Genomic DNA, 23,433 nt, shown 5'->3' with positions numbered 1-23,433 from the left:
ATAAAGGGCTTTCAGACTATCGGTTAGTTGAATCAGGGATGCTGGTTTCATGCGAGTTCCTCACTCTGAGGATTTTCCCATTATTATAGGATCAATCATTCTCTGTAATTCTCTTAAGGAATTAATTGCAACTTTTTTTGTTGAATTTATTCAGCTGTTTTTTCCTGAGATTATTAATTATTTAGAGCCTGATCAGGTCACATTTTTAGACAAAGAAGTCTTTACCGATGTCACGGAAGGAGAAAAGTATGAAAGTGATTTAGTCGCCCAAGTTCAATTTCGAGGACAATCATCATTTTTCTTAATTCATCTAGAAGCACAGTCTAGCTCTCAACCAGAATTTAATCGGCGAATGTTTACTTATTTCGCTCGTCTGCATCAAAAATTTGCCTTACCAGTTTATCCCATTGTCATATTCTCCTATGATCGTCCACAAAAAGAAGCAATTCGTCAATACAAACTTGAGTTTCCTGACTTAAAAGTGTTAGAATTTAACTATCAAGTTGTCCAGTTAAATCGCTTGCATTGGCGAGATTTTCTCAATCAAGCTAATCCCGTCGCCGCCGCTTTGATGGCCAAGATGAAAATTGCCCCTCGGGATAGAGCAAAAGTTAAGGCACAATGTCTAAGATTATTGGTAACATTAAGATTAGATGCTGCTAGAATGCAATTGATTTCAGGCTTTGTCGATACCTATCTCAATCTCAACTCGTCCGAGGAGATAGAATTTCAACAGGAGATTAGCACATTTATTCAACCCGAACAGGAGGGAGTTATGCAGATTACCACCAGTTGGATGCGCCGCGGTTTAGAACAGGGTTTAGAACAGGGTTTAGAACAGGGTTTAGAACAGGGTTTAGAACAGGGTTTAGCAAGAGAAAGAAATCTAATTGTTCGTCTGATTAAACGTAAGTTAGGAGCTATTGATGTGGATATAGAGAGTCGGATTATAACCTTGAATATTGATGCTCTGGAACGAGTGGGGGAAGCTTTATTGGATTTTTCGACAGTGGAGGATTTAACTAATTGGTTAAACGCTTTAGATGCTTAGTATTTTTCTCTTAAACTTCACAGAAGGCTAGGTATGTTTATGAGTATAACTTTTGAAAATGCTATCCGACAAACTCAAGATTTACTAAGTCAAATTGAGTTTTTAGATACCGATACAATCACTCAGAAACTTACTGATGTCGATCGGTATAGAGCAAAAGTTATAGAATTTCAACAGGAGATTAGCACATTTATTCAACCCGAACAGGAGGGAGTTATGCAGATTACCACCAGTTGGATGCGCCGCGGTTTAGAACAGGGTTTAGAACAGGGTTTAGAACAGGGTTTAGAACAGGGTTTAGAGCAGGGTTTAGCAAGAGAAAGAAATCTAATTGTTCGTCTGATTAAACGTAAGTTAGGAGCTATTAATGTGGATATAGAGAGTCGGATTATAACCTTGAATATTGATGCTCTGGAACGAGTGGGGGAAGCTTTATTGGATTTTTCGACAGTGGAGGATTTAACTAATTGGTTAAACGCTTTAGATGCTTAGTATTTTTCTCTTAAACTTTACAGAAGGCTATTGATGTTATGGGTATAACTTTTGAAAATGCTATCCAACAAACTCAAGATTTACTAAGTCAAATTGACTTTTTAGATACCGATACAATAACTCAGAAAATTACTGAGTTAGTCTCCACAGAAAATGGAGCTAGAGGATTTTTTGTTACTTATTTAACCAGCGATTTACCCTATAGGGAACATCCTAGTTTGGAGGTAATCACTGCTTTAAAAACTTCCCCGATATTGGTGAATGAATTATTAGTCAAAAATCTGGCTATGTCCACGGCAATGGTCATCTATCATCGCAGTCAAGGAGACGAAGAAAACGCCCAAGGTTCTGAGAAAGTCCAAGAAAAAACCAGTCAACTAATTAAGGAGTTATTGTCGCCGGCCTTGGGGGAAAAATTACAACAACTAGCCACCAGTTTAAACAGAGGACAAGGAGAATATCAAGCCTTTCTAGAACGCTGGGGATATGACGATTGCCAACGTCAGGCGATCGCAGAAATTATTCAACCTTTTCTTCAGTAACTAGGGTTTGCCGGAAAAGTTGGTCGGGGGGGCAGGGGGGGTGTGGGGTTTTGCCCATTCCGATCAATCCAGGGTCCGGCACTTTTGGATGGACAAAAAGTCTAAAAGTCTTATCCAACAAGGTTTTTGGATTTATTCAGCCGGACTTCGGTATTTCTTAGTCAACTTTTAGGAGGAAAACCCCAAGCCGATGATGGGATTTGAACCCACGACCAATTGATTACGAATCAACTACTCTACCACTGAGCTACATCGGCACATTGCCAGTTTCCGATTATATCACGGACAATAGATACAGAGCTAGAAAAATTTTTTTATGAGCAAATCCCCTCGACTCGATCCCCAAAAATACGCCCGCTTGAAAGCGGAAGCGGCCAATCCCTACCGAGGTCTGCGACAGTTTATCTATCTCGGTTTAGGGGCATCCGGTTTTATTGGTGCGGTGGTTTTTCTGGCCCAATTAGCGGCAGCAAGGGACGTAGCCACCGCCTTACCCAATTTTGCCCTACAAATCGGTGTGGTGGCCCTGATGATTTGGTTATTTCGTCGGGAAAAAAAAGCTGGCGGTTGAGGGAGTAGCCACCGATAGCCAAAACGGTCTCTTTCCCTGGAGAATAAAAGTTAACATTAACTCCAATCTTTCTGTGTTATGATCGAGGCGAGAGTCAAGATTGGTGTTCAAGTTCGTTTTCAGTATTAACTCGGTAAGTCTTTTACTTTAGTATTGTTCGGCTTCTCCCTGAATTTTGTGTCTCCACACCGTTTCGAGTATTGATCGAGGATTCAAGTATTATGTCTATTTTTGTTGGTAATCTCTCTTACGAGATTTCCCAAGAAGATCTGGTCGATGTCTTTAAAGAGTACGGCAAGGTTCAAAGGGTTCATATTCCCGTGGATCGCGAGACACAGCGCAAACGCGGTTTCGCCTTCGTGGAAATGGAAAGTAAAGCCCAGGAAACCGCCGCAATTGAGGCACTGGATGGTGCTGACTGGATGGGGCGATCAATTAAAGTTAACCAGGCCCGCGAGCGTGAAGAGCGCGCGCCCTTCAATGGTGGTGGTGGTGACAGAAAAAAACGCTATTAAGCTTTTTTTGTGAATAATTGTGGGAGGGTGGACAGGGTTCACCCTTTTTTGTCGGCAATTGCGATCGCAGATCCGCTCAAAACCAATAGAAATCTAAATGTCTGAGTCTCTCCAAAAGGTAACAAGTAAACTATAAAGGATATCGTCATCAGGTCTGAGCGGCGATCAACTCTTTCTGTGTTATGATCGAGGCGAGAGTCAAGATTGGTGTTCAAGTTCGTTTTCAGTATTAATTCGGTAAGTCTTTTACTTTAGTATTGTTCGGCTTCTCCCTGAATTTTGTGTCTCCACACCGTTTCGAGTATTGATCGAGGATTCAAGTATTATGTCTATTTTTGTTGGTAATCTCTCTTACGAGATTTCCCAAGAAGATCTGGTCGATGTCTTTAAAGAGTACGGCAAGGTTCAAAGGGTTCATATTCCCGTTGACAAAGAGACAGGCCGCAAACGCGGTTTCGCCTTCGTGGAAATGGAAAGTAAAGCCCAGGAAACCACCGCAATTGAGGCACTGGATGGCGCTGAATGGATGGGGCGATCAATTAAAGTTAACGAAGCCCGCGAGCGTGAAGAGCGCGCACCCTTCAATGGTGGTGGTGGTGACAGAAAAAAACGCTATTAAGCTTTTTTTGTGAATAATTGTGGGAGGGTGGACAGGGTTCACCCTTTTTTGTCGGCAATTGCGATCGCAGATCCGCTCAAAACCAATAGAAATCTAAATGTCTGAGTCTCTCCAAAAGGTAACAAGTAAACTATAAAGGATATCGTCATCAGAATCTGAGCGGCGATCGACTCCCGAATATATGGACAACAAAAACCCATGGAGACAACCTATACCCTAGCTGATGGGCGTGAAGCACTTCAATGCCCCACTTTAGTTGAAGATGATCGCACGGGCATGAGTCCCGAAACCCTAAAACGGGCTTTTCTGGACAATTTGTTTTATTTGCAAGGGGTTAACCGCACCGATGCCAGTCCCTACAATTACTATGTCGCCCTTGCCTACACCGTTCGCGATCGCCTGCTGCGTCGTTTTCTGAAATCCACCGACACCTACAAACAAGAAAAAGTTAAACTCGTCTGCTATTTCTCCGCCGAATTCCTCATGGGGCGGTATTTAGGCAATAATCTCGCTAATTTGGGTATTTATGACCGAATCAAAGAGATGATCGAGGAATTAGGTCTTGATTTTGAGGAAATTATCGAACAGGAACCGGATCCCGGCCTGGGAAACGGCGGTTTAGGTCGTTTAGCGGCTTGTTTCCTCGATTCCCTCGCTTCCTTAGAAATTCCCGCCATCGGTTACGGTATCCGCTACGAATTTGGCATTTTCCATCAAATGATCCAAAACGGTTGGCAGGTGGAAATCCCCGATAACTGGCTACGCTTCGGCAATCCTTGGGAATTACCCCGTCCCGATGAAAGTGTGGAAGTAAAACTGGGTGGCCGGACGGAAATCTATCACGATGATAAGGGACAGGAACGGGTACAATGGCTGCCGGAACGTCGGGTTTTAGCCATTCCCCACGATACCCCCGTCCCGGGTTACAAAACCAACACGGTTAACGCTTTGCGTCTCTGGAAAGCAGAAGCGAGTGAATCGTTTAATTTTGAGGCTTTTAACGCCGGATTATACGATCAATCCGTGGCCGAAAAAATGGACGCGGAAACCATTTCTAAAGTCCTTTATCCCAACGATAACACCCCCGCCGGTCGAGAATTACGTCTCGCCCAACAATACTTTTTTGTGGCCGCTTCCCTGCAAGATTTAATTCGCATTCACCTAAAAAGCCACAAAAATCTGCAAAACTTCCACGAAACCGCCGCTATTCAACTGAACGATACTCACCCTGCCATTGCGATCGCTGAGCTAATGCGTTTGTTAGTGGATGAAAACGGCTTAGAATGGTCAAAAGCTTGGGCAATTACCCAAAAAACCTTCGCTTATACCAATCATACCCTATTGCCGGAAGCCCTGGAACGTTGGTCGGCGGATTTACTTGGCAAACTGCTGCCCCGACATCTAGAAATTATCTATCTGATCAATCACTTTTTCCTTGAGGATGTGCGGACTTGGTTTCCCGATAACGAGGAATTATTGGGCAAATTGTCGATAGTTGAAGAAGCTGGTTGGGGTAATAAACAAATTCGCATGGCTAATTTAGCCTGTGTGGGTAGTCACTCGATTAATGGAGTCGCCGCTTTACACACGGAGTTACTGCAAAAAGACACCCTGAAAGAGTTTGCCATGCTCTGGCCGGAAAAATTCTACAATAAAACCAATGGTGTCACCCCGCGCCGGTGGATTTTATTGAGCAATCCCCAATTATCGGCAATATTTACCGAAAAAATCGGCGATAATTGGTTAAAAGACCTGAAGGAATTGCGAAAACTGGAACAATACCTTGATGATCCCGCATTCCGTCAGCGTTGGTATGAAATTAAACAGGCGAATAAGGCCGATTTAGCGGCTTATATGCTGAAAACCCGCAATATCGAGGTGGATGTTAATTCGATTTTCGATGTGCAGGTAAAACGGATTCACGAATACAAACGCCAACATCTGGCAGTTCTGCACATTATCGCCCTTTACAATCGCATTAAACAGAACCCTCAGATCGATATCGTGCCGCGCACTTTTATCTTTGGTGGTAAGGCAGCCCCCGGTTACTTTATGGCGAAGTTAATTATTAAGTTAACTAATGCTGTAGCTGAAATTGTGAATAAGGATCCTGATGTCAGAGGTCGTTTAAAATTGGTTTTCCTGCCTAACTTTAACGTTTCTTTGGGTCAACGCATCTATCCGGCGGCGGATCTTTCCGAACAGATTTCTACGGCGGGTAAGGAAGCTTCCGGAACCGGTAATATGAAGTTTGCCATGAATGGCTCCCTCACCATTGGGACTCTGGACGGCGCTAATATCGAAATTCGCGAGGAAGCAGGAGCAGAAAATTTCTTCCTTTTTGGCTTGACAGCAGAAGAAGTTTATGCTAAGAAGGCACAGGGTTATGAACCGATGAGCTATTACAAAAATAATCGCGAATTGAAGGGAGTGATCGATCGAATCAAGAGTGGTTATTTTAGCCATGGTGACCCGGAATTATTCAGGCCGATCGTTGATTCTCTCCTCTACGATGACCAGTATATGCTTTTAGCTGATTATCAATCCTACGCTGATTGTCAGGAACAGGTAAGTCAAGCTTATCGCGATCGGGACAAGTGGACGCGGATGTCGATTCTCAACTCGGTTCGTATGGCCAAATTCTCTAGCGATCGCACAATCTGGGAATATTGTCAAGAGATTTGGAAAGTTAATCCGGTCAAGATTAGTTTAGAGGATTAAAAAACTCGGTCAAGTTCGGGTTTAGTCTTTGACTAGCCCGAATTCTGGAACTGTGGTTCCCAAAATGCTTTGTGAAAACGATGAAATTTATTATTCTTTGCTATCCAAGAACTGGCTCAACAATTTTGAGTTTTAGGGTGAATGATGGGGGGAGCTTTTTGATTATGAGGAAAAATATAAATGTCAGTAATAATTGAACAAAACCTAGGGGAAATTTTAGCCCAGATTAATCAAAAATTAGAGAATTTACAAAAAGATGTTACGGACATCAAAATTGAGTTAACAGAAGCTAAGGGGGAAAGACAGGTATTAAAGGTGGAAATCGATAACCTGAAGCAAGATGTTAATGCGATTAAAAGTTCACAACAGGCTCAAATTTGGACATTAATTGGTATTTTAATTACGGCGGTAGGAGGGTTTTTAGTGGCAGTGGGTAGGTTTGTTATTTCGGGTAATCCTTAATTGCAATACCGTCTAAACTATGATTAAGAGTGATTGAATGATCGACTATGATTGGGTTGTTTTTAGACAATCCAATGTCTAAACTATGATTAGAATGATTGAATGATCGACTATGATTGGGTTGTTTTTAGACAATCCCACAATCACAAAAATCCTATTCATTTGATTCCCAAGTATTAAGGATATTCTAAGAATAAATTTTGAAAAGTATGGGTATCCTGCCAGCGATAGATTGAAAAATCGCGGCGATCTGACGTTAAAATTCTCCCGTGTCCTAAGTTTTCAGCTAATACTACTAATGAAGCATCAGCTAGATCCATTGGTATATCTTCATAACGTTTCATAAGTTGTTGCATTCGTCTAACATGATTTGATTGTAATTCAAATACTTCAAAACCACCTGCTAAGAAATTTTGAATAAATAGCAGTTGAGCATGATTACCGAGACGAGTTAGCAAAAGGTAACAAGTTTCGGTGACAACACACCAGGTTGTTATTAGGGGTTCTCGCAATCTTTGAATTACAAGCTGTGCTTGTTGATGATGATTATCTTGCTCATTGGCGAGGGCCAACCAGAAGCCTGTATCAACTATAATCATGTTTGGCTGACCATTCTTCCTTGAGGATGGTTTTATAATTAGTAGAAAGATCGGGCGAACCTTGTCCACACCCAATAAAACCGCTTTCTTTCAGCACTTTAAGGGGAGCTGAGTTACGCGGGTGTAGTTTGGTATATTGTTGCTCAATAACTTGATTGAGTAGGGTAGTTATATCCTGATCGCTATGTTGTTGGATGTAGGCGAGTTTTTCCCTTTGTTCTTGGCTAAGATGAATGGTGATGTCCATAGTCTTTCTCCTTAATAATGTCTAAACTATGATTAGAATGATTGAATGATAAACTATGACTAGGTTATCCTTTGTCCTTGATAATCACGAATATTTGTTGTATCACATTATATCATAAGGTCGCTCTCTCTCAAAAAAAAATCACAGTCCATCACATAATCACATCAAGCACAGTACAGACAATGAATGAACAACGCGCCCAAGCTTATGTTAATTTAATTGAACAGTTGCTCGCTTGTGCTGATGGTGAGGAACCCAATTAAAATTAGGGAAAATAGCGATAAAAATCCCGTCGATGTAGAACACGCATCATTTCTACCTTATTTCCTTGTACTTCTATTCCGATACGATAGTCACCAACACGAATACGATAACGATTAGGATAACCCTTCATCGCCTTAATATTACTTAAAACCTCCAAATTGATAGCTAAGGGGAGTCTTTCAAAAGCAATATCGACGATTTGATCATATATAGGTTGTTTTTTCAACTTCTTTAAATCTTTTAAAAATAATTGGCGATACTCAACTTCCAAATTATTTCTCCAGATATTGTAATGCTGTTTGACGGTCTAATAAAGGGGTTGACATCGCTTCATCCATTGCTTGACTTAGACAATAATCTTCTAATCTATCCGATAACTCATCTAAGGCAATTTCCGCTTCGGGAAAGATTTGTTTCCACACTTTAATAGGGATAACAACCCCTGTTAATTCACCATTTGTATCTCTCAGGTACTCAATTTCTAACATTTAACGCTTCGGATTATCATTAGTTTTATATCTCCCGGCATTTTGTGGGAAACTATACAATAATATACCAAATAATAACAAGTAGCGCCATAAATTCTGATGTATAATGACTTTTAAGGGTAGTTTGGGGTTGAAGGGTACGGTTATGGATGAAGCCAAATTACAAACTTATGTTAATTTAATTGAACAGGCGATCACCGTCATTTCGATGGTGTGGAGTCTCTTTATGCTTTCTCTTCGCCAGACCAATTGATGGCCGACTTCAACTCTGACATTTTGAGGTGGAATTATGAACACGGTCGTTCTTGAAGTTCGCTCCTTGACTGACACCCTTGCCGATGCCGTTCAAGCGATGAAAACTGGTCGAGCAGAAAAAGAAGTTCGTATCAGTTTTGCTACCCCCGAACTTCTCTGGAAAGTTCTGACTGCCAAGCGGTGGCAACTCCTCAAAGCTATGTGCGGTGCTGGCCCCATTTCTATCCGTGAGGCGGCGAGGCGAGTACATCGGGATGTTAAAGCAGTACATGGAGATATTACGGCACTTTTAAATGTCGGTATTCTGAGTCGTGTAGCAGATGGGAGTGTAGAGTTCCCGTTTGAAGCGATCAAGGTTGAATTCATGTTGCAAGCCGTTTGATCGCCGGATTAGCAGCGATCGCGAATAAAGAGGACACATGAACCAAAAGTATTATCATTCTCAAAGGTAAGTAGGGAGGCGTTAAAAGTTGTCAGACACCCCCCTTATCAAGGGGGGCAGGGGGGATCGAACCTAAAATCCATTTTTAATTTAATTATAACCAGCTATAAAATAGTGATAGTCGTGCCTATATTCCGATAATTATTAGGAGAATCATCAGATGTCAGTTACTATTGAACAAGATCTTAAAGAAGTTTTAGGTGAAATTAATCAGAAACTAGAAAATATTAATAGTCGCCTCACTAATTTAGAGGTTGGACAAGCTAGATTAGAAGAAAAGGTCGATGCTTTAGACAAGGATATTGAGAGGGTGAAAGAAGATACCAAAGAATTGAAAGGCTCTCAAAAGGCCCAGATTTGGACGTTAATCGGAATCTTGGGAACGGCTTTACTAGGAACGGTCATTCGCTACATTATTATTCCTTTTCCTCCTCAATCGTAAATATAATTATAACAATCACCGTTCAGACAATGAATGAACAACGCGCCCAAGCTTATGTTAATTTAATTGAACAGTTGCTCGCTTGTACTGATGGTGAGGAACGAACTAATATTCTGCAAGCAAATCAGGAATTGATTGATCCCGAATTTTTGCAGGTGATGGAAAACTATGCAACGGGGTTAAAATAATAAGGATACAATAATAACCATGCAGATTGATTTAACACAAAACTTTGGGCAATATCTCAATCCTCAAGCGAGAAATATAGAAGAATAGGAGGCGTTTTTAACTGTTGGGGACATTGACAATAGGCTAAGGTGTTGTTAGTATATCCAACATGAAGGCTACCGCGCTCATTCGTCGTCGCGTCATCTTGGCCCCAGACGCATTTGCAGAAGTCCCTGTCTGGCCTGTTCCCCAACCAGTTCTGCCATTGGAGCATCCTTACGTCATATACTTAAAAGTAGGATAAGAAATTGTTTAGAGAGTGATCCAAAACTTTAAAGATAAAGAAGCTCAAAAAGTTTTTGAACGTAAACATTCGCGTAAATTGCCATTAGATATCCAACAAGTGGCATTGCGAAAATTGCGGATGCTTAATCGTGCGGAAACCCTGCAAGATCTTCGTGTCCCACCAGCAAATCGATTGGAACGTCTGGTTGGTGACAGGGAAGGTCAATATAGCATTCGGGTTAACGATCAATGGCGAATTTGCTTTGTCTGGCAAAACGGTGATGCTCTAGACGTAGAAATCGTTGATTATCATTGAGGTAAAATAATGAATGAAGATAAACTAATGCCAATTCATCCCGGTGAGGTTCTTTTAGAGGAATTTATCAAGCCAATGAACCTTAGTCAGAATCAAATAGCTCTGGCTCTTGGAGTTCCTGAACAATGTATTAACGAAATCGTTCACGGAAAGCAGCCTATCACAGCGGATATAGCTCTTCGGTTAGCTCGTTATTTTGATATGTCACCGCGATTTTGGCTGGGATTACAAATGGATTACGATCTGGACGTTGTTGAAGATGAAATAGGAGATCAATTGGACAAAGAAGTTGCTGTAATGACAGTTATTTGTGCAGAAAAGTGATTAGTTTTGCTTGTTCCAAGATTCTGCCTTGGAACATATCAAACAAATTTGGCAGCGACCCCCCTTGACAATCACGAATATTTATTGTATCACGTTAAATCATAAGGTTGGTCTCTCTCAAAAAAAATCACAGTTCATCACATAATCACATCAATCACAGTACAGACAATGAATGAACAACGCGCCCAAGCTTATGTTAATTTAATTGAACAGTTGCTCACTTCTGCTGATGATGAGGAACTCAATAAGATTCTGCAAGCAAATCAGGAATTGATCGATCCCGAATTTTTGCAGGTGATGGAAAACTATGCAATGTGGTTAGAAGAACAAGGAAATAATAATCCTGTTGCTTGGTTACGGAATATGGCGCAACAGTTGGGGCAGTTTCTCAACCCTCAAGCGGGAACTATAGAGGAATATCAGCGGTTTTTATTAGAAGTATTACGAGCAGAAGCAGAGATTAATGATGGCCGTGCTATAATAACTGACAACGATTATTATTATAAAAATATGCAGTATAAAGTCAGTCTTAAGCAAACAGAAGAAGGATATGCTGTTTGGTGTCCCGGTTTACCCGGCTGTGCTTCTCAAGGTACGACAAAAGAAGAAGCTCTCAATAATATTCAAGATGCTATTGTGTCTTATTTAGAAGTTGCCGAGGAATTGAATCAAGGTGTAGAATCTTGTTATGTGGAAGTTGAATTAAATCATGCCTAGTCTTCCTGGAATTAATCATCAACGAGCCATTAAAGCCTTTGAAAAAGCCGGATTTAGGATTGTTCGACAGGGTAAACATATTACAATGACTGATGGAGAGCATATCTTAACAATTCCCAGAGCTAATCCAATTAATGCTTATACAATGGGAACAATTATTAAAGGTGCTGGAATGTCTATTGAAGAATTTAAAAAACTTTTGTGAAAGCATCGGATTAAGGTTATGGACGAAAAACGCACCCAAGCTTATCTAAATATCATCGAGTCGTTCTCTCGAAAAAATCACAGTTCATCACATAATCACATCAATCACAGTACAGACAATGAATGAACAACGCGCCCAAGCTTATGTTAATTTAATTGAACAGTTGCTCGCTTGTACTAATGGTGAGGAAATCAATAATATTCTGCAAGCAAATCAGGAATTGATTGACCCCCAATTCTTGCAGGTGATGGAAAACTATGCAACAGGGTTAGAACAACAAGGACATAATAATCCCGTTGCTTGGTTACGGAATATGGCGCAACAGTTGAGGCAGTTTCTCAACCCTCAAGCGAGAAGTATAGAGGAATATCAGGAGTTTTTATTAGAAGTATTACAAGCAGAATATGAGAGTAATGATCCTGCGGTGGTTTATCCTATCCTACAACGCTGTCAACATTTGTTAGATGATACCTTTGCCCAACTGTTGCAACAATACGCTAGATATAGTTTTTCTCAAGGGAAGGCTGAAGAAGTGGTAGGTATTGCCGAGGTGATTGAAAATTTATGTATTGATATTCAACAGTTTCCTTTGGGAAGTCGGGCGAATAATCTGCAAATTGCTATTACAGGTTATCTCACTCTCCTAGAACGATATACCCCTGCCGCCTTTCCTTATGATTGGGCAAGGATACAAAATAATCTGGGTGCTGCTTATAGAAATCGCATTTTTAGGGAAAGGGCAGAAAATCTAGAGTTAGCTATAGAGGCATTAAACCAGTCATTAAAAGTATATACCCGTGCCGCCTTTCCTTATGATTGGGCAAGGATACAAAATAATCTGGGTGCTGCTTATAGAAATCGCATTTTTAGGGAAAGGGCAGAAAATCTAGAGTTAGCTATATCCGCCTATAACCAGTCATTAGAAGTATATACCCGTGCCGCCTTTCCTGTTGAGTGGGCAAATACACAAAATAATCTGGGGACTGCTTATAGTTCTCGCATCCGAGGGGAAAGGGAAGATAATCTAAAGTTAGCTATAGCCGCCTACAAGCTGTCATTAGAAGTAAGAACCCGTGCCGCCTTTCCTGTTGAGTGGGCAAATACACAAAATAATCTGGGGACTGCTTATAGTTCTCGCATCCGAGGGGAAAGGGAAGATAATCTAAAGTTAGCTATATCCGCCTATAACCAGTCATTAGAAGTATATACCCCTGCCACCTTTCCTTATGAGTGGGCAACGACACAAAATAATCTGGGGAATGCTTATAGATCTCGCATCCGAGGGGAAAGGGAAGATAATCTAGACTTAGCTATATCCGCCTATAACCAGTCATAAGAACAATAACAAACCAACGAAAATCAGCATTATCTTCTACCCCTTCAATCCCGTTACGAGTGGCAATAGACTCAGCAGCATCTGCTAAATCTCCCTCCCATTCCTCAATAAAATCAAGTGCAATTAAAGCGTTCTCATTGTCCGCAAATTCAATACGGTACTGAGCAATTTTTTCCGGTGTTAACTGCGTTGCGTCTGACATAATACCATCCTTAAAACCAAAACCAATTTTTTCCCATTATCTCACCTTATAATCGTCTCGTCGCTAACGGTTTTGACTTTACCGATGGCAAATTAATCCCATCAAGATTAGCTTAGAAGACTAAGAAGAAGCGAATTTTTTGGGGTGAGAATTTACTTTTGTCAAAAATCATTACATATTCGCAACAAAATAAACTTTTTTGGTCAAATTAATGTACCGTAATTAGACAAGGCGATCAATTATTTTGTCCCAGGAATTACGCGCTAAACTTATCTCCTGTTATCCCCAAAGTCAGGAAAAAGAGGAAGTCTTAATGAAGATGATTTCTGAACATTAATCAATTGAGGATAGGGAGAGGTTGCTAACGGTCAATATTGCCACCTGAATCGCTTTTTCGATGGCTTGTTGTTTGCTTTCTAAACTAATCCCTTCCTCTTTGTTTCTTTCGGCAATCACAGCACAAACACAAGCGGCAGTAAATCCATAAACCCCCGCCATTTTAAATAAAGTTCCCGCTTCCATTTCATAATTGAGAATATTTAAACGTCGATATTCTTCCGTAATTCCCTCTAAGTGACGCTGAAGATAAGGGTTAGCGGAAGACAGGATTCTTTCCTGTCCTTCATAAAAACTATCCACAGAAGCGGTAATACCTAAATGATAATTTACTCCCAAAAATTGAGCCGATTTGACTAGAGCAACTGTCAAAAAAGGATCCGCCACTGCGGGATATTCCGGAGGAGCAATATCATTAGCTGCACCTTGCCTACATAAAGCCGCTTGCGAGATAATAATATCACCAATTTTTATTCTATTTTGAATTGCGCCACAAGTACCGATACGAATAATAGTTTTAATTCCCACCTGTATTAATTCATTAACTACAATACTCAAAGATGGCGCACCCATGCCACTGGTAGCCAGAAGAATTGGGATAGAATTATCTAGATAGCCAAGATAACTATTTAATCCGCGATAATCCGATAGTAAACGTGCATTTTGTAAATAAGTTTCAGCAATATAGCGCGAGCGTTCTGGTTCCCCCGATAATAGGGTGATAGTCGGTTTTGCCGTGCCTAAATCCTCACTGCTAAAGTTGAGATGATGGGGTTTTTGGTGAGATAAGTTATTGGACATTGAAGTGAACTAAATACAGAAAAAAGGTAAGGAATTGATTTTCCTTACCTGATGATTGTAGCCTTTTGAAAACAAATTTACACTTTTGCTGACTCTTTAACTAACTTGTCCCAACCCAATTCCTTGAGGTTATTGTTGCGACGCAGGGGACGAGTAGCTAATTCTAAAATATCTCGCGCATTGGTAAAACCATGAATTTGAGCAAAAGTAAATTCTACCGACCATTTAGTGTTAATTCCCCGCGCTTCTAAGGGATTTGCATGGGCCATTCCTGTAATCACTAAATCGGGTTTTAACTCGTAAATGCGCTGAATCTGATTGTAGTTATCAGGTTTTTCGATAATTTTCGGGATGGGAACACCCATATCATTACAGGTTTTTTCTAGTAATGCTAATTCGGCCGCTTGGTAGCGTTTATCCATGTAGGGAATACCGATTTCATCACAAGTCATCCCGCAACGAATTAGGAAACGTGCCAGAGAAATTTCTAGTAAATTATCCCCCATAAAGAAGACCGATTTACCGCGCACAAGTTGCAGATAATCCTCTAAACTTTCCCAAATTTTTGCCTCTCTTTCTTCTAATCCCTGCGGTTGTACTCCCAAAACCGAACAGATTTTTTCTATCCAAGCGCGGGTTCCATCCGGACCGATGGGAAAGGGTGCGCCAATTAATTTACACTTACGACGACGCATTAAAGTGGTGGCAGTTCGTGATAGAAAAGGATTGACACCAGCGACATAATAACCTTCTTCAATTACCGGTAATTCGGTAAAGCGTTTAGCTGGCAACCAACCATCAATTTTAACTCCTTGTTTTTTCAATTCTAGGGTTAAATTAGTCACAATTGGGTCGGGAACGGAACCAAATAAAACTAAAGGAGGATGGTCTTTATATTCCGATTCTTCCTGTTTAATTTCTTCTTTTTTACGTCCAAAAGTTAAGAGTTTCTGGATGGCATTCCGTTCTTCTTTTTCATCTTCGTGCTTAACTTTTTCGGGACATTTATGCACCATAGAAGCGAGGACGGTATCTTCCCCTTGGGTAAAGGCATAATCTAAACCATTAGCGCGCGCTGTCACGATAGGAATACCGATTTCTGACTCTAGTTTCGGTGCTAATCCTTCTAAGTCCATTTTGATAATTTCGGTGGTACAAGTACCAATAAAAACGATAACGCTAGGGTTTCTATCTCGTTTAATTTGTAAGCAGAGGCGTTTTAGTTCTTCGTAGTCTTTTAGTTGAGCGGAAATATCCCCTTCTTCTAATTCAGCCATAGCATAACGTGGTTCGGCGAAAATCATCACCCCCATAGCATTTTGCAGGAAGTAACCACAGGTTTTTGTGCCGATAACAAGGAAGAAACTATCTTCGATTTTTTGGTATAACCAAGCAACACAGCTAATCGGACAAAAGGTGTGATAGTTGCCGGTTTCACAATCAAATTGTAAAGCGCTCGGTTCTTGAGTGGCGGTCATGTTTTTGGGTTCTCCTTTAACTTGGTTTATTTAGGTTTTCTCGTTTTATCTGTTCTCTAATCTTTTGTAGTTTACTATCTTCTGATGGATTAAAAATTTCTAGTTTCTTCTTCTGACGGATCAAAATTCAATCCTCAGACTTCTACCAGTTTGTCCCCATCGGAATTAAGCTGACAAAAGAAATACATACATACTGATAACTTAAGTTCTAAAGCTGCATCGAGTTGGGTGGTGGGCCCGTGGGTAGGGTGGGTTAGGCGACGATAAGTTAGGCTATTAACTAATAAGTTAATTATTCGCCGTAACCCACCCAGAAAAAGAGTTTATTGGTGGTTATTGGTGGGTTTTGGTGGGTTACGCTGTCCCTAACCCACCCGACAAAATAATCTAAACCATCATCAGGTCTAATTCTTCCTCGGCGTTAACTTTGGGTTTATCGGCATTAAGATAGAAATCCGATAATAAAGTGAATAATTCCCGGTCGGCAGATTCTTTGGGAATAACTCCTTCTGGTTTGGCTAAAATCTGATCGGCAATGTTGAGATAATAGTCACAAACATAACTTAACATCGGCTCCTTGTCGGCCATTTCAAAGAGAGTTTGACCTTTAACTCTGGAGACGCGAATATCTTCAATTAAGGGTAAAACTTCTAACACTGGCATGGGAACATGATCTACATATTTATTAATTAAATCGCGTTTTGAGGTGCGATTACCAATTAATCCGGCTAGTCGCAGGGGATGGGTGCGCGCTTTTTCCCGGACGGAAGCGGCGATGCGATTGGCGGCAAAAAGAGCGTCAAAGCCGTTATCTGTGACAATTATGCAGTAATCGGCGTAATTTAAGGGTGCGGCAAATCCTCCACAGACCACATCCCCCAAAACATCGAACAAAATCACGTCAAATTCATCAAAAGCGTTCAATTCTTTTAATAATTTCACCGTTTCCCCGACGACGTAACCGCCACAACCGGCACCGGCCGGGGGTCCCCCTGCTTCCACGCATTTGACACCACCGTAACCGTCATAGATAACGTCTTCAGGCCAGATGTCTTCGTAGTGAAAATCTTTTTCTTGCAGGGTATCGATGATTGTGGGAATCAGAAAGCCTGTCAGGGTGAAAGTGCTATCATGCTTGGGGTCACAGCCTATTTGTAGGACTTTTTTGCCTCTTTTGGCTAAAGCAGCCGAAATATTACAGCTTGTTGTCGATTTACCGATGCCACCTTTTCCGTAGACTGCGAGTGTTAAAGGCATGGAAGTTCTCCTAAATGTGCGCTTGAATGGTGAGTTTGTTTATCAGTGCTTTGATCCCAATTATTGACCATCTCCCCACCCCTTGGAAAGAGGCTCAATTTTTATCTGCTATAGCTAGAGTGAGAATAAAAGCTTAAAAATTAGATTAACAATTTTTTAGAGCCTATAAAGTTTCTGAAATCGACAAAAACTTATAAAAACAGTTTTATTTATATATTTAATTTAAATACAAACAATAAACAAAAAACCGCCAAAGCTTTACAAAAACTCGATAAACAGGGTTTTACCGTGCCAAACCCAGACAAAAAAGGTCAAGATAGAGGCAGTCTAGAGACTGATGTCAGATTTTCGTGAATAATCATTACAATTTTCCCCGTCAGCAGATTAAATAAATCGATCCTGAGAAGGATGCTGAAAAAAGCTGTAGTACAATTAGAACAAAGTACCTGTAGGGTTTCCTATGCGAGTTAAGCAAAAAACGCTGACTACACTCTTATTAGAGAATAAGGCTCCTAAATATCGTCCTTTTCTGGGGTTTTTTCTGGCTGGGTTTCCTTTGCTGTTTTTAGCCTATGTGGTTTCTTTCCAGCGCGCTTATCTCAACTGCATGAGGTTAGGCACAAAAAGAATAGATTGTCAATATGTCCAAGAGTATAATTTTCCTATTTCTAGTCGGGAAAATTTTTCTTTAACTCACATTAAAGCTACGGCTGTCTATCAAGAAGTTTTTATCAGTGTTGAGCAGAAAAAAACTGTTAATAACACGGTTTTATTGGTCGGGAGAAATAACTATCTCTACATCGAAAATTTTCGGGATGTGCAGTCAGCTAGTGATTTTAAAACTCGATTTGAGAGTTTTGTGAATAGATATCAAGCTCAGGAAATTATTGCCAAAAGTCCCCTAGATACCTTGTCAGCACTGCTAGAACACCACCATAATTATCCCTATTATCTCTGGGGTATGTTATGCTTATTGTCAGGTCTGTTATTACTTTATGATGTCAGCTATTGGGAGAGTTATGTCTTTAATCAGGGTACCGCTACCCTAACCCGTAGGCGACAACATTTAACTTTTAGAAGTGAAAGTGATTATCTTCTAGAGAGAATTGTTGAGGCAAAAGTAGAAGAGTACAAAGGCTTTTTGGGGTCTAATTACCGACGGATTATTTTAACCTTATCCAACGGGGAAAAAATTATCCTCAATTGCCGGTTACTGGAATCTATCAGTAACGGAAAAAGGGAAGAAAAAATCCTGGCAATGATTGCCGAAAAGTTAAACTTAAGTCAAGAGGAACTGTTAATCTAAGTAAATGCGCTCTAGTTATTTAAAGTCTCTTTTTTTCGGTTTCCTATTAGTGACTGTGTTAGTTTATATATTGCGCGGCATGGGAATATTATCTTTTTTACCCGGAGGATTAATTTTGTTATTAATTCTCTCTTCCGTGGTGACGGGAATTATCTACGGAATCGATAAAACCCGCCGTTTTTAGGAAAATATTGGCTCTTCCTTCCAGACAGAAACGAGAAGAGCCGAACGGTTCTACTGATAATGGTAAACCCAAACGTCAGTTTGTCAGCAATCCCACGGATAAAAATAACTGATGGTGAGCAATAGATATTTCTCCAAAATTGAGATGCAGCCATTGCTAAAGGCTAACACACCTAGGCTAATTAACCGGGGACTAAAGAAGATTTGAACGCAAAAATTTTCTCGATCACCTCTTCTACCACCTTATCGGGAGTGGAAGCACCAGAAGTCACTCCGACGACAATTTTTCCCTCATTTAACCAGTTATCGGTGATCATTAAATCGCCACCTAAAGGTTTATGTTCGATGCGATTACCGGGGAGAATGCGCTCGGCACTATCGATATGATAGGAGGGAATGGCACGCTCGATCGCTATTTCCTGTAGGTGAGTGGTATTAGAGGAATTATAACCACCAATTACCACCATTAAAGAAAGCGGTTCTTTCACCAGTTCAAACATGGCATCTTGACGCTCTTGAGTGGCATCACAGATGGTATTAAAACTCATGAAATGATCTTTAAAATCGATCGGTCCGTACTTTCTCAACATAGTATGCTCGAAGAGTTTGCCAATTTCCTCCGTTTCACTTTTCAGCATTGTGGTTTGATTGGCAATACCGATATAATCTAGATCGCGATCGGGATCGAAATCCTGGGAATGGGCATTTTTAAACTTTTCTAAGAACTCATTTTTATCGCCACCGTGGAGAATATAATTAGCGACATCATTAGCTTGAGCCAAATTTAAAACGATCAGATAAGTGCCGGCAAAAGAGCTAGTGGCGATCGTTTCTTCGTGATTATATTTCCCGTGAATAATCGAAGTGTGGTCGCTTTTTTTGTGCTTTTCCACGGAATTCCACACCTTAGAAACCCAGGGACAAGTGGTGTCCACAATCATGCAACCCTTATCGTTAAGTATTTGCATTTCCGAGACACTGGCCCCAAAAGCGGGTAAAATCACCACATCCCCCGATTCCACCACAGTAAAGTCTTTTTGGCCATTTTCCACCGGAATAAAACCCACGGCCATGGAGCGCAGACGCTGATTAACCGAGGGATTGTGAATAATTTCGTTAGTAATCCAGATACGTTCTTGGGGAAAATGTTGACGAGTTTCGTAGGCCATAGCAACAGCGCGTTCTACCCCCCAACAAAAACCAAAAGCTTGAGCGAGATAGATCGTCACGTCACCCCGTTGTAAACGATAATTATTTTCACGAATTTCTTGGATCAGGTCGCTTTGATACTCATTGGTCATCGCATCCATTACTTCCTCTTTGTGACCGAATCCCTTGCGGTTATAGTTATCCGATTGCTGTAGGGTACGTTTAAAGGATTTTGTATCCATGATTCTCTGATAGGGGTATTGGTGGCGCTAAATTGGGTGAGACAGTAGCTTGTCATATATTAAAAATACCTTATCTAGTCAGCCCAGGAGGCTTTTAGAGACGAGAGAGAAATTCCTCGTCGATATCGTAACCAAACTGTTGAGCGAAAAATTTTAAGCGAGATGAAGCAGGAATTTGCTGACTTTTCAGCCAATCAGACAAAATAAAGAGTTTTTGCATCACAAAAATCTCCAAAGCTTCGGGGTTATATTGAATTCCTTCCCCGCGATGGAATTGATGCGGGACCAACATAGCAGCATAGCGGGCGATTTCTCCCTGTTTTGGGTCAAGAATAAAGATTAACCAGGGATAAACCGCATCTAAACGCAAAAACCACAGCCTGACTTCCGGTATCTCCGATAATTCCCGCATATCACCCTCAGCACGAGGATAATCTATCTCTAATTGTAGAGCTTGTTCCAGTTTGGTGATCGCTGATCGGGACTGATAATCTTGAATAATAGTCTCTAAGGATGAGAGATCGAGATTTTGAATCTGATTGGGGTTAAGAGGAATTTTGACAGTCATAGGGGCAAATAAAAGGTTATATCGGGCAAAATTACGGTTTTTTATCCCTAGATCACAATGATCTATCTCAGAAAGTACCCTCGATCGGGACAAAAAAACTAAGTATGACTATTCTCTCACTCCAGAGCGAGAGAGGGAAACCAGACAAAAATCCTCATCATTGGATTTCTCCCACAATTTAACCTCCCCTGCACACCGGGGTTTTTTAGTCGGCAAAATCGGCAACTCAGGTTATTGATAACTATTAGCTTGACGAGTAAACATAAGGTGATATTGTCCTCGTTTGCTCATCAGTTCTGCGTGGGTTCCTACTTCGCTAATTTTACCGTTTTCGAGAACAACAATGCGATCTGCCAGTTTACAAAGAGCTAATCGATGACTAATTACTATGGTCATTTTATCGGTGGCTAAAGTGCGAAACATTTGATAGATTTCGTATTCTGCATTAGCATCAAGGGAGGCAGTCGGTTCGTCAAAAATGAGTAATTCTGCCGTTGGTAATCGTAATAAAGCCCTAGCGATCGCTATTCTTTGCCATTGTCCCCCCGATAATTCTATTCCTCCTTCTAATTCTCTACCTAGGGGTGTTTCTAATCCTTGAAAATTTTCCTCAATAAGGTCGATCATCTTCACTCTTTTTAAGGCTGCTTGTATCGCTGGATAGTTTCTTAATAAGGGTGAGTAACCAAAGCCAATATTCTCGCAAATTGTAGCGGGAAATCGGGCATAATCTTGCATAACTACGGCGATTTTGGCGCGTAATTCCTTTAAATCAAATGCCCGTAAATCTTTTCCATTCCAGAGAATTTGCCCGGCTGAGGGATCGTAAAATCGACAGAGAAGATTGATTAAAGTCGTCTTTCCCGCCCCATTTTCCCCGACTAAAGCGATAATTTCCCTAGGTTGAATCGTCAGGTTAAGATCATCGAGGATTAATTCTTCACTGTCGGGATAGGAGAAGGATAAATTTTGCATCTCGATCCCCGTTAAGTTTTCTTGTTCTTGCCAAGAAGGAGTTAATTGCTGCAGATTGGATTTTAAATCTAATAACTGAAAAATGGGAGTTGTCCCTAAAACCACGTCGTAAAAGTCCGAACCATTATTAATCAGCAAAAATAAACTCTGACGTACTTGCAAAATTAAACCGGCGTAGAGTGCTAGGTCTCCTAATGTATATTTTTTTTGCAAAGTTCCCAAAACAATATAAAGATATGGTAGGGCAGTACCAACACCGCTCAAAATTGACCAGAAGACAATCACACTGGTTCCTCTTTGACGCACTTTTGCCATCGATTTTAGTAATTTACTTAAAAGTTCTTGCCAGCGAGATAATAAAAGTGTTTGTAAAGAAAATAGTCGAATTTCTTTGGCGTATAATTCACCGGTCAAAACGTTTTTATATAAATCCATCTGACGAGCGATACCCGCCTGGGTTTCTTCAGTGCGCCAGCTTTGTTTGCGATATTTTAAATCAAAATAAACGGAAGGAGCGGCAGAAGTAAATAAAATTAGAGGAATCCACCGAGCGATCGAAGTAGATAGTAAAACGGCAGGAACAAAGATAAAAAAACCGTTGAGAGTGGTAATCAGGATAAAGGATAATTCTTCTAAACGATTGATCCCTTTTTCCGTTAACTTAATTAAGTTCAATAAATTGGGATTATCAAAGAGAGTAAGATCGGGAAAATTAGCGACTTTATCAATTACTTTACCCCCGACAAATCCTCGCACTCGATCGCGCAAAGAAGCAAAGAGTAAACTGGTGATCGTGGTCAGGGCATCGGTCAACAAGCTAAGGAAAATTAATCCGCTTACACTGGCGACTAACATCGGGTTGTGCCAGAGAAGATCACCCGGAACTTCGAGATGAGATTTAGTTAAGAGGAGGGAGACTTGATCGATAATTACCTTATTCAGAAATAAAACAATTGCCGGGGTAGTTCCGCTAATTAAAGTCAGTAAAGTCAGGATTCGTAACTCAGATGGTGCGGCTTCGATTACCATACTGATACTACGTCCCAGCGAGCGATAGAGACTGTAGGATAAGGGTTGCATTTAAAACAAACAACGGTTAAGTCTTCTCTGACGAATGATACACATTATTACAGTCCCCGGCACTCGCACCGGGGATAAAGGTACAATAGAACTGTAGAGATCTGGAGGGTTGCTATGTCCACACACAACTTAGATGACAAAAAACTGTCCCTCGATCGAGAAGGCGAAACACCACAAAAACTCGCCTATCGTTCGCCGAAAATCTACCACCTCGGCTCTTTAGAACGGGTGAATGCCAATCAAGCTGGTAATCAATACGATGGTCCTGATCGCTCGTTTTACTATAATGCCTGAACTAACAATGGGAGGTGTGACCTCCCATCATAATTCCTCCAATCATTGCGTGATGGGTTTATGGTTTCCTATCGGTGCAACCACTAGACTCGATAGTGCCGTCGGGTAGGGTCGTTTTGCAAAGGATGGCATTGGCTTTCTTGAGACTTTCTAGATCGATTCCAGTAGTATCCTTGAGGTTTGCCCGAGTCAGGTTGGCCTTTTGTAACTCAACCCCCGTCAAATCAACTCCTGTCAGGTTAGCCCCTTCTAAATTAGCCTCGCTAAAAATAGAGCCGACGAGTCTAGCTTTACTGAAGTCAGTTTGTTGAAGGTTGGCTCCTGAAAGATCGGCTCCAGTTAGATTGACATTTTTCCCGCTCAAGTCGGTATAACTTAAGAAATCCCAGAGAATTACAGAGAATGATTGATCCTATAATAATGGGAAAATCCTCAGAGTGAGGAACTCGCATGAAACCAGCATCCCTGATTCAACTAACCGATAGTCTGAAAGCCCTTTAT

The 23,433-nt window shown here is 40.9% G+C and carries 28 protein-coding genes, 1 tRNA gene and 4 pseudogenes; 20 read left to right on the top strand and 13 right to left on the bottom strand.

The window, feature by feature from the left end; genetic code table 11:
- The first annotated feature begins 49 nt into the window (after positions 1-49).
- From H6G48_RS11985 to H6G48_RS11975, 3 genes and pseudogenes are all read left to right on the top strand, one after another.
- The gene (locus H6G48_RS11985) at positions 50-1,051 is read left to right on the top strand and encodes a DUF4351 domain-containing protein (RefSeq protein WP_199328802.1); all 1,002 of its coding nucleotides are present in this window, start codon (positions 50-52) and stop codon (positions 1,049-1,051) included.
- A gap of 162 nt (positions 1,052-1,213) precedes the next feature.
- Positions 1,214-1,543 (top strand): annotated as a pseudogene (locus H6G48_RS11980) (DUF4351 domain-containing protein); the annotation flags it as partial.
- A 38-nt stretch (positions 1,544-1,581) separates the two neighbouring features.
- Positions 1,582-2,085, top strand: a complete 504-nt coding sequence (locus tag H6G48_RS11975) for a hypothetical protein (RefSeq protein WP_190721907.1) — start codon at positions 1,582-1,584, stop codon at positions 2,083-2,085.
- Positions 2,086-2,270: 185 nt separating this feature from the next.
- On the opposite strand, the gene H6G48_RS11970 is transcribed toward H6G48_RS11975, so the two are convergent.
- Positions 2,271-2,342, bottom strand: a tRNA-Thr gene (locus H6G48_RS11970).
- Positions 2,343-2,401: 59 nt separating this feature from the next.
- Between H6G48_RS11970 and H6G48_RS11965 the strand changes: the two genes are divergently transcribed.
- From H6G48_RS11965 to H6G48_RS11945, 5 genes are all read left to right on the top strand, one after another.
- Positions 2,402-2,656: a DUF3493 domain-containing protein gene (locus H6G48_RS11965; protein WP_008198594.1), complete on the top strand. Its 255-nt coding sequence runs from the start codon at positions 2,402-2,404 to the stop codon at positions 2,654-2,656.
- A 221-nt stretch (positions 2,657-2,877) separates the two neighbouring features.
- On the top strand, positions 2,878-3,171 hold the full coding sequence (locus H6G48_RS11960; protein WP_190721905.1) for an RNA recognition motif domain-containing protein: 294 nt from the start codon (positions 2,878-2,880) through the stop codon (positions 3,169-3,171).
- Between the two features lie 325 nt (positions 3,172-3,496).
- On the top strand, positions 3,497-3,790 hold the full coding sequence (locus H6G48_RS11955; RefSeq protein ID WP_190721903.1) for an RNA recognition motif domain-containing protein: 294 nt from the start codon (positions 3,497-3,499) through the stop codon (positions 3,788-3,790).
- Between the two features lie 198 nt (positions 3,791-3,988).
- The gene (locus tag H6G48_RS11950; RefSeq protein ID WP_190721901.1) at positions 3,989-6,511 is read left to right on the top strand and encodes a glycogen/starch/alpha-glucan phosphorylase; all 2,523 of its coding nucleotides are present in this window, start codon (positions 3,989-3,991) and stop codon (positions 6,509-6,511) included.
- Positions 6,512-6,691: 180 nt separating this feature from the next.
- The gene (locus H6G48_RS11945) at positions 6,692-6,973 is read left to right on the top strand and encodes a hemolysin XhlA family protein (protein WP_190721899.1); all 282 of its coding nucleotides are present in this window, start codon (positions 6,692-6,694) and stop codon (positions 6,971-6,973) included.
- Between the two features lie 176 nt (positions 6,974-7,149).
- Here the strand turns inward: H6G48_RS11945 and H6G48_RS11940 are convergent, their stop codons facing one another.
- The 4 genes from H6G48_RS11940 to H6G48_RS11925 all read right to left on the bottom strand — a co-directional run bounded on the left by H6G48_RS11940 (position 7,150) and on the right by H6G48_RS11925 (position 8,571).
- A complete protein-coding gene (locus tag H6G48_RS11940; RefSeq protein ID WP_190721897.1) occupies positions 7,150-7,572 on the bottom strand; it encodes a type II toxin-antitoxin system VapC family toxin in 423 nt (140 codons plus the stop codon).
- Positions 7,559-7,819 carry a hypothetical protein gene (locus tag H6G48_RS11935; RefSeq protein WP_190721895.1) on the bottom strand — a complete coding sequence of 87 codons (261 nt, stop codon included), beginning with the start codon at positions 7,817-7,819 and terminating at the stop codon, positions 7,559-7,561. Before H6G48_RS11935 ends, H6G48_RS11940 begins: the two co-directional genes overlap by 14 nt.
- A gap of 265 nt (positions 7,820-8,084) precedes the next feature.
- Entirely contained in the window at positions 8,085-8,354 is a 270-nt protein-coding gene (locus H6G48_RS11930) for a type II toxin-antitoxin system RelE family toxin (protein WP_052277430.1), read from the bottom strand.
- A 1-nt stretch (position 8,355) separates the two neighbouring features.
- The gene (locus tag H6G48_RS11925) at positions 8,356-8,571 is read right to left on the bottom strand and encodes a hypothetical protein (protein ID WP_061431373.1); all 216 of its coding nucleotides are present in this window, start codon (positions 8,569-8,571) and stop codon (positions 8,356-8,358) included.
- A 289-nt stretch (positions 8,572-8,860) separates the two neighbouring features.
- Here H6G48_RS11925 and H6G48_RS11920 point away from each other — a divergent pair, with 289 nt between their 5' ends.
- From H6G48_RS11920 to H6G48_RS11880, 9 genes and pseudogenes are all read left to right on the top strand, one after another.
- Positions 8,861-9,208, top strand: a complete 348-nt coding sequence (locus H6G48_RS11920; protein ID WP_190721894.1) for an HVO_A0114 family putative DNA-binding protein — start codon at positions 8,861-8,863, stop codon at positions 9,206-9,208.
- Between the two features lie 220 nt (positions 9,209-9,428).
- Positions 9,429-9,710, top strand: coding sequence for a hemolysin XhlA family protein (locus tag H6G48_RS11915; protein ID WP_002759172.1), 282 nt, complete (start codon positions 9,429-9,431; stop codon positions 9,708-9,710).
- Positions 9,711-9,739: 29 nt separating this feature from the next.
- Positions 9,740-9,898, top strand: a complete 159-nt coding sequence (locus tag H6G48_RS11910; RefSeq protein ID WP_190721893.1) for a hypothetical protein — start codon at positions 9,740-9,742, stop codon at positions 9,896-9,898.
- A gap of 299 nt (positions 9,899-10,197) precedes the next feature.
- Positions 10,198-10,479, top strand: coding sequence for a type II toxin-antitoxin system RelE/ParE family toxin (locus tag H6G48_RS11905; protein ID WP_002740810.1), 282 nt, complete (start codon positions 10,198-10,200; stop codon positions 10,477-10,479).
- A 9-nt stretch (positions 10,480-10,488) separates the two neighbouring features.
- Positions 10,489-10,803: a HigA family addiction module antitoxin gene (locus H6G48_RS11900; RefSeq protein WP_036399402.1), complete on the top strand. Its 315-nt coding sequence runs from the start codon at positions 10,489-10,491 to the stop codon at positions 10,801-10,803.
- A gap of 168 nt (positions 10,804-10,971) precedes the next feature.
- A pseudogene (locus H6G48_RS27480) lies at positions 10,972-11,286 on the top strand (type II toxin-antitoxin system HicB family antitoxin); the annotation flags it as partial.
- 27 nt (positions 11,287-11,313) lie between these two features.
- Positions 11,314-11,520 carry a type II toxin-antitoxin system HicB family antitoxin gene (locus H6G48_RS11890; protein ID WP_012264985.1) on the top strand — a complete coding sequence of 69 codons (207 nt, stop codon included), beginning with the start codon at positions 11,314-11,316 and terminating at the stop codon, positions 11,518-11,520.
- Positions 11,513-11,725: a type II toxin-antitoxin system HicA family toxin gene (locus H6G48_RS11885; protein ID WP_002759169.1), complete on the top strand. Its 213-nt coding sequence runs from the start codon at positions 11,513-11,515 to the stop codon at positions 11,723-11,725. The genes H6G48_RS11890 and H6G48_RS11885 overlap by 8 nt, the downstream gene beginning before the upstream one ends.
- Before the next feature lie 118 nt (positions 11,726-11,843).
- Positions 11,844-13,058 (top strand): annotated as a pseudogene (locus H6G48_RS11880) (tetratricopeptide repeat protein); the annotation flags it as partial.
- A gap of 1 nt (position 13,059) precedes the next feature.
- Here the strand turns inward: H6G48_RS11880 and H6G48_RS11875 are convergent.
- From H6G48_RS11875 to bchL, 4 genes and pseudogenes are all read right to left on the bottom strand, one after another.
- Positions 13,060-13,263 (bottom strand): annotated as a pseudogene (locus tag H6G48_RS11875) (hypothetical protein); the annotation flags it as partial.
- A 333-nt stretch (positions 13,264-13,596) separates the two neighbouring features.
- Positions 13,597-14,400: a nucleoside phosphorylase gene (locus tag H6G48_RS11870; protein WP_190721891.1), complete on the bottom strand. Its 804-nt coding sequence runs from the start codon at positions 14,398-14,400 to the stop codon at positions 13,597-13,599.
- A 77-nt stretch (positions 14,401-14,477) separates the two neighbouring features.
- Complete coding sequence (locus H6G48_RS11865; RefSeq protein ID WP_002740797.1) at positions 14,478-15,878, bottom strand: ferredoxin:protochlorophyllide reductase (ATP-dependent) subunit N; 1,401 nt, start codon at positions 15,876-15,878, stop codon at positions 14,478-14,480.
- A 387-nt stretch (positions 15,879-16,265) separates the two neighbouring features.
- Complete coding sequence (gene bchL, locus H6G48_RS11860) at positions 16,266-17,135, bottom strand: ferredoxin:protochlorophyllide reductase (ATP-dependent) iron-sulfur ATP-binding protein (protein ID WP_190721890.1); 870 nt, start codon at positions 17,133-17,135, stop codon at positions 16,266-16,268.
- A gap of 460 nt (positions 17,136-17,595) precedes the next feature.
- Here bchL and H6G48_RS11855 point away from each other — a divergent pair, with 460 nt between their 5' ends.
- On the top strand, positions 17,596-18,441 hold the full coding sequence (locus tag H6G48_RS11855) for a hypothetical protein (RefSeq protein WP_190721889.1): 846 nt from the start codon (positions 17,596-17,598) through the stop codon (positions 18,439-18,441).
- A gap of 4 nt (positions 18,442-18,445) precedes the next feature.
- Complete coding sequence (locus H6G48_RS11850; protein ID WP_002800951.1) at positions 18,446-18,625, top strand: hypothetical protein; 180 nt, start codon at positions 18,446-18,448, stop codon at positions 18,623-18,625.
- Between the two features lie 181 nt (positions 18,626-18,806).
- Here H6G48_RS11850 and H6G48_RS11845 read toward each other — a convergent pair whose 3' ends face one another.
- The 3 genes from H6G48_RS11845 to H6G48_RS11835 all read right to left on the bottom strand — a co-directional run bounded on the left by H6G48_RS11845 (position 18,807) and on the right by H6G48_RS11835 (position 22,638).
- Positions 18,807-20,015, bottom strand: a complete 1,209-nt coding sequence (locus H6G48_RS11845; RefSeq protein WP_190721887.1) for a 4-hydroxy-3-methylbut-2-enyl diphosphate reductase — start codon at positions 20,013-20,015, stop codon at positions 18,807-18,809.
- A 94-nt stretch (positions 20,016-20,109) separates the two neighbouring features.
- Positions 20,110-20,583 carry a CRR6 family NdhI maturation factor gene (locus H6G48_RS11840; protein ID WP_190721886.1) on the bottom strand — a complete coding sequence of 158 codons (474 nt, stop codon included), beginning with the start codon at positions 20,581-20,583 and terminating at the stop codon, positions 20,110-20,112.
- 231 nt (positions 20,584-20,814) lie between these two features.
- On the bottom strand, positions 20,815-22,638 hold the full coding sequence (locus H6G48_RS11835) for an ABC transporter ATP-binding protein (protein ID WP_190721884.1): 1,824 nt from the start codon (positions 22,636-22,638) through the stop codon (positions 20,815-20,817).
- Positions 22,639-22,752: 114 nt separating this feature from the next.
- Between H6G48_RS11835 and H6G48_RS11830 the strand changes: the two genes are divergently transcribed.
- Positions 22,753-22,932 (top strand): hypothetical protein, encoded by a 180-nt coding sequence (locus H6G48_RS11830; protein WP_002786317.1) that lies wholly within the window; start codon positions 22,753-22,755, stop codon positions 22,930-22,932.
- A 58-nt stretch (positions 22,933-22,990) separates the two neighbouring features.
- On the opposite strand, the gene H6G48_RS11825 is transcribed toward H6G48_RS11830, so the two are convergent.
- Complete coding sequence (locus H6G48_RS11825) at positions 22,991-23,296, bottom strand: pentapeptide repeat-containing protein (protein WP_190721881.1); 306 nt, start codon at positions 23,294-23,296, stop codon at positions 22,991-22,993.
- Between the last annotated feature and the right edge of the window lie 137 nt (positions 23,297-23,433).

Source organism: Microcystis flos-aquae FACHB-1344, from assembly GCF_014698375.1.
Taxonomy (GTDB): domain Bacteria; phylum Cyanobacteriota; class Cyanobacteriia; order Cyanobacteriales; family Microcystaceae; genus Microcystis; species Microcystis aeruginosa.
Note: the sequence above shows the minus strand (reverse complement) of the source record. Positions and strands in the feature narration are given on the sequence as shown.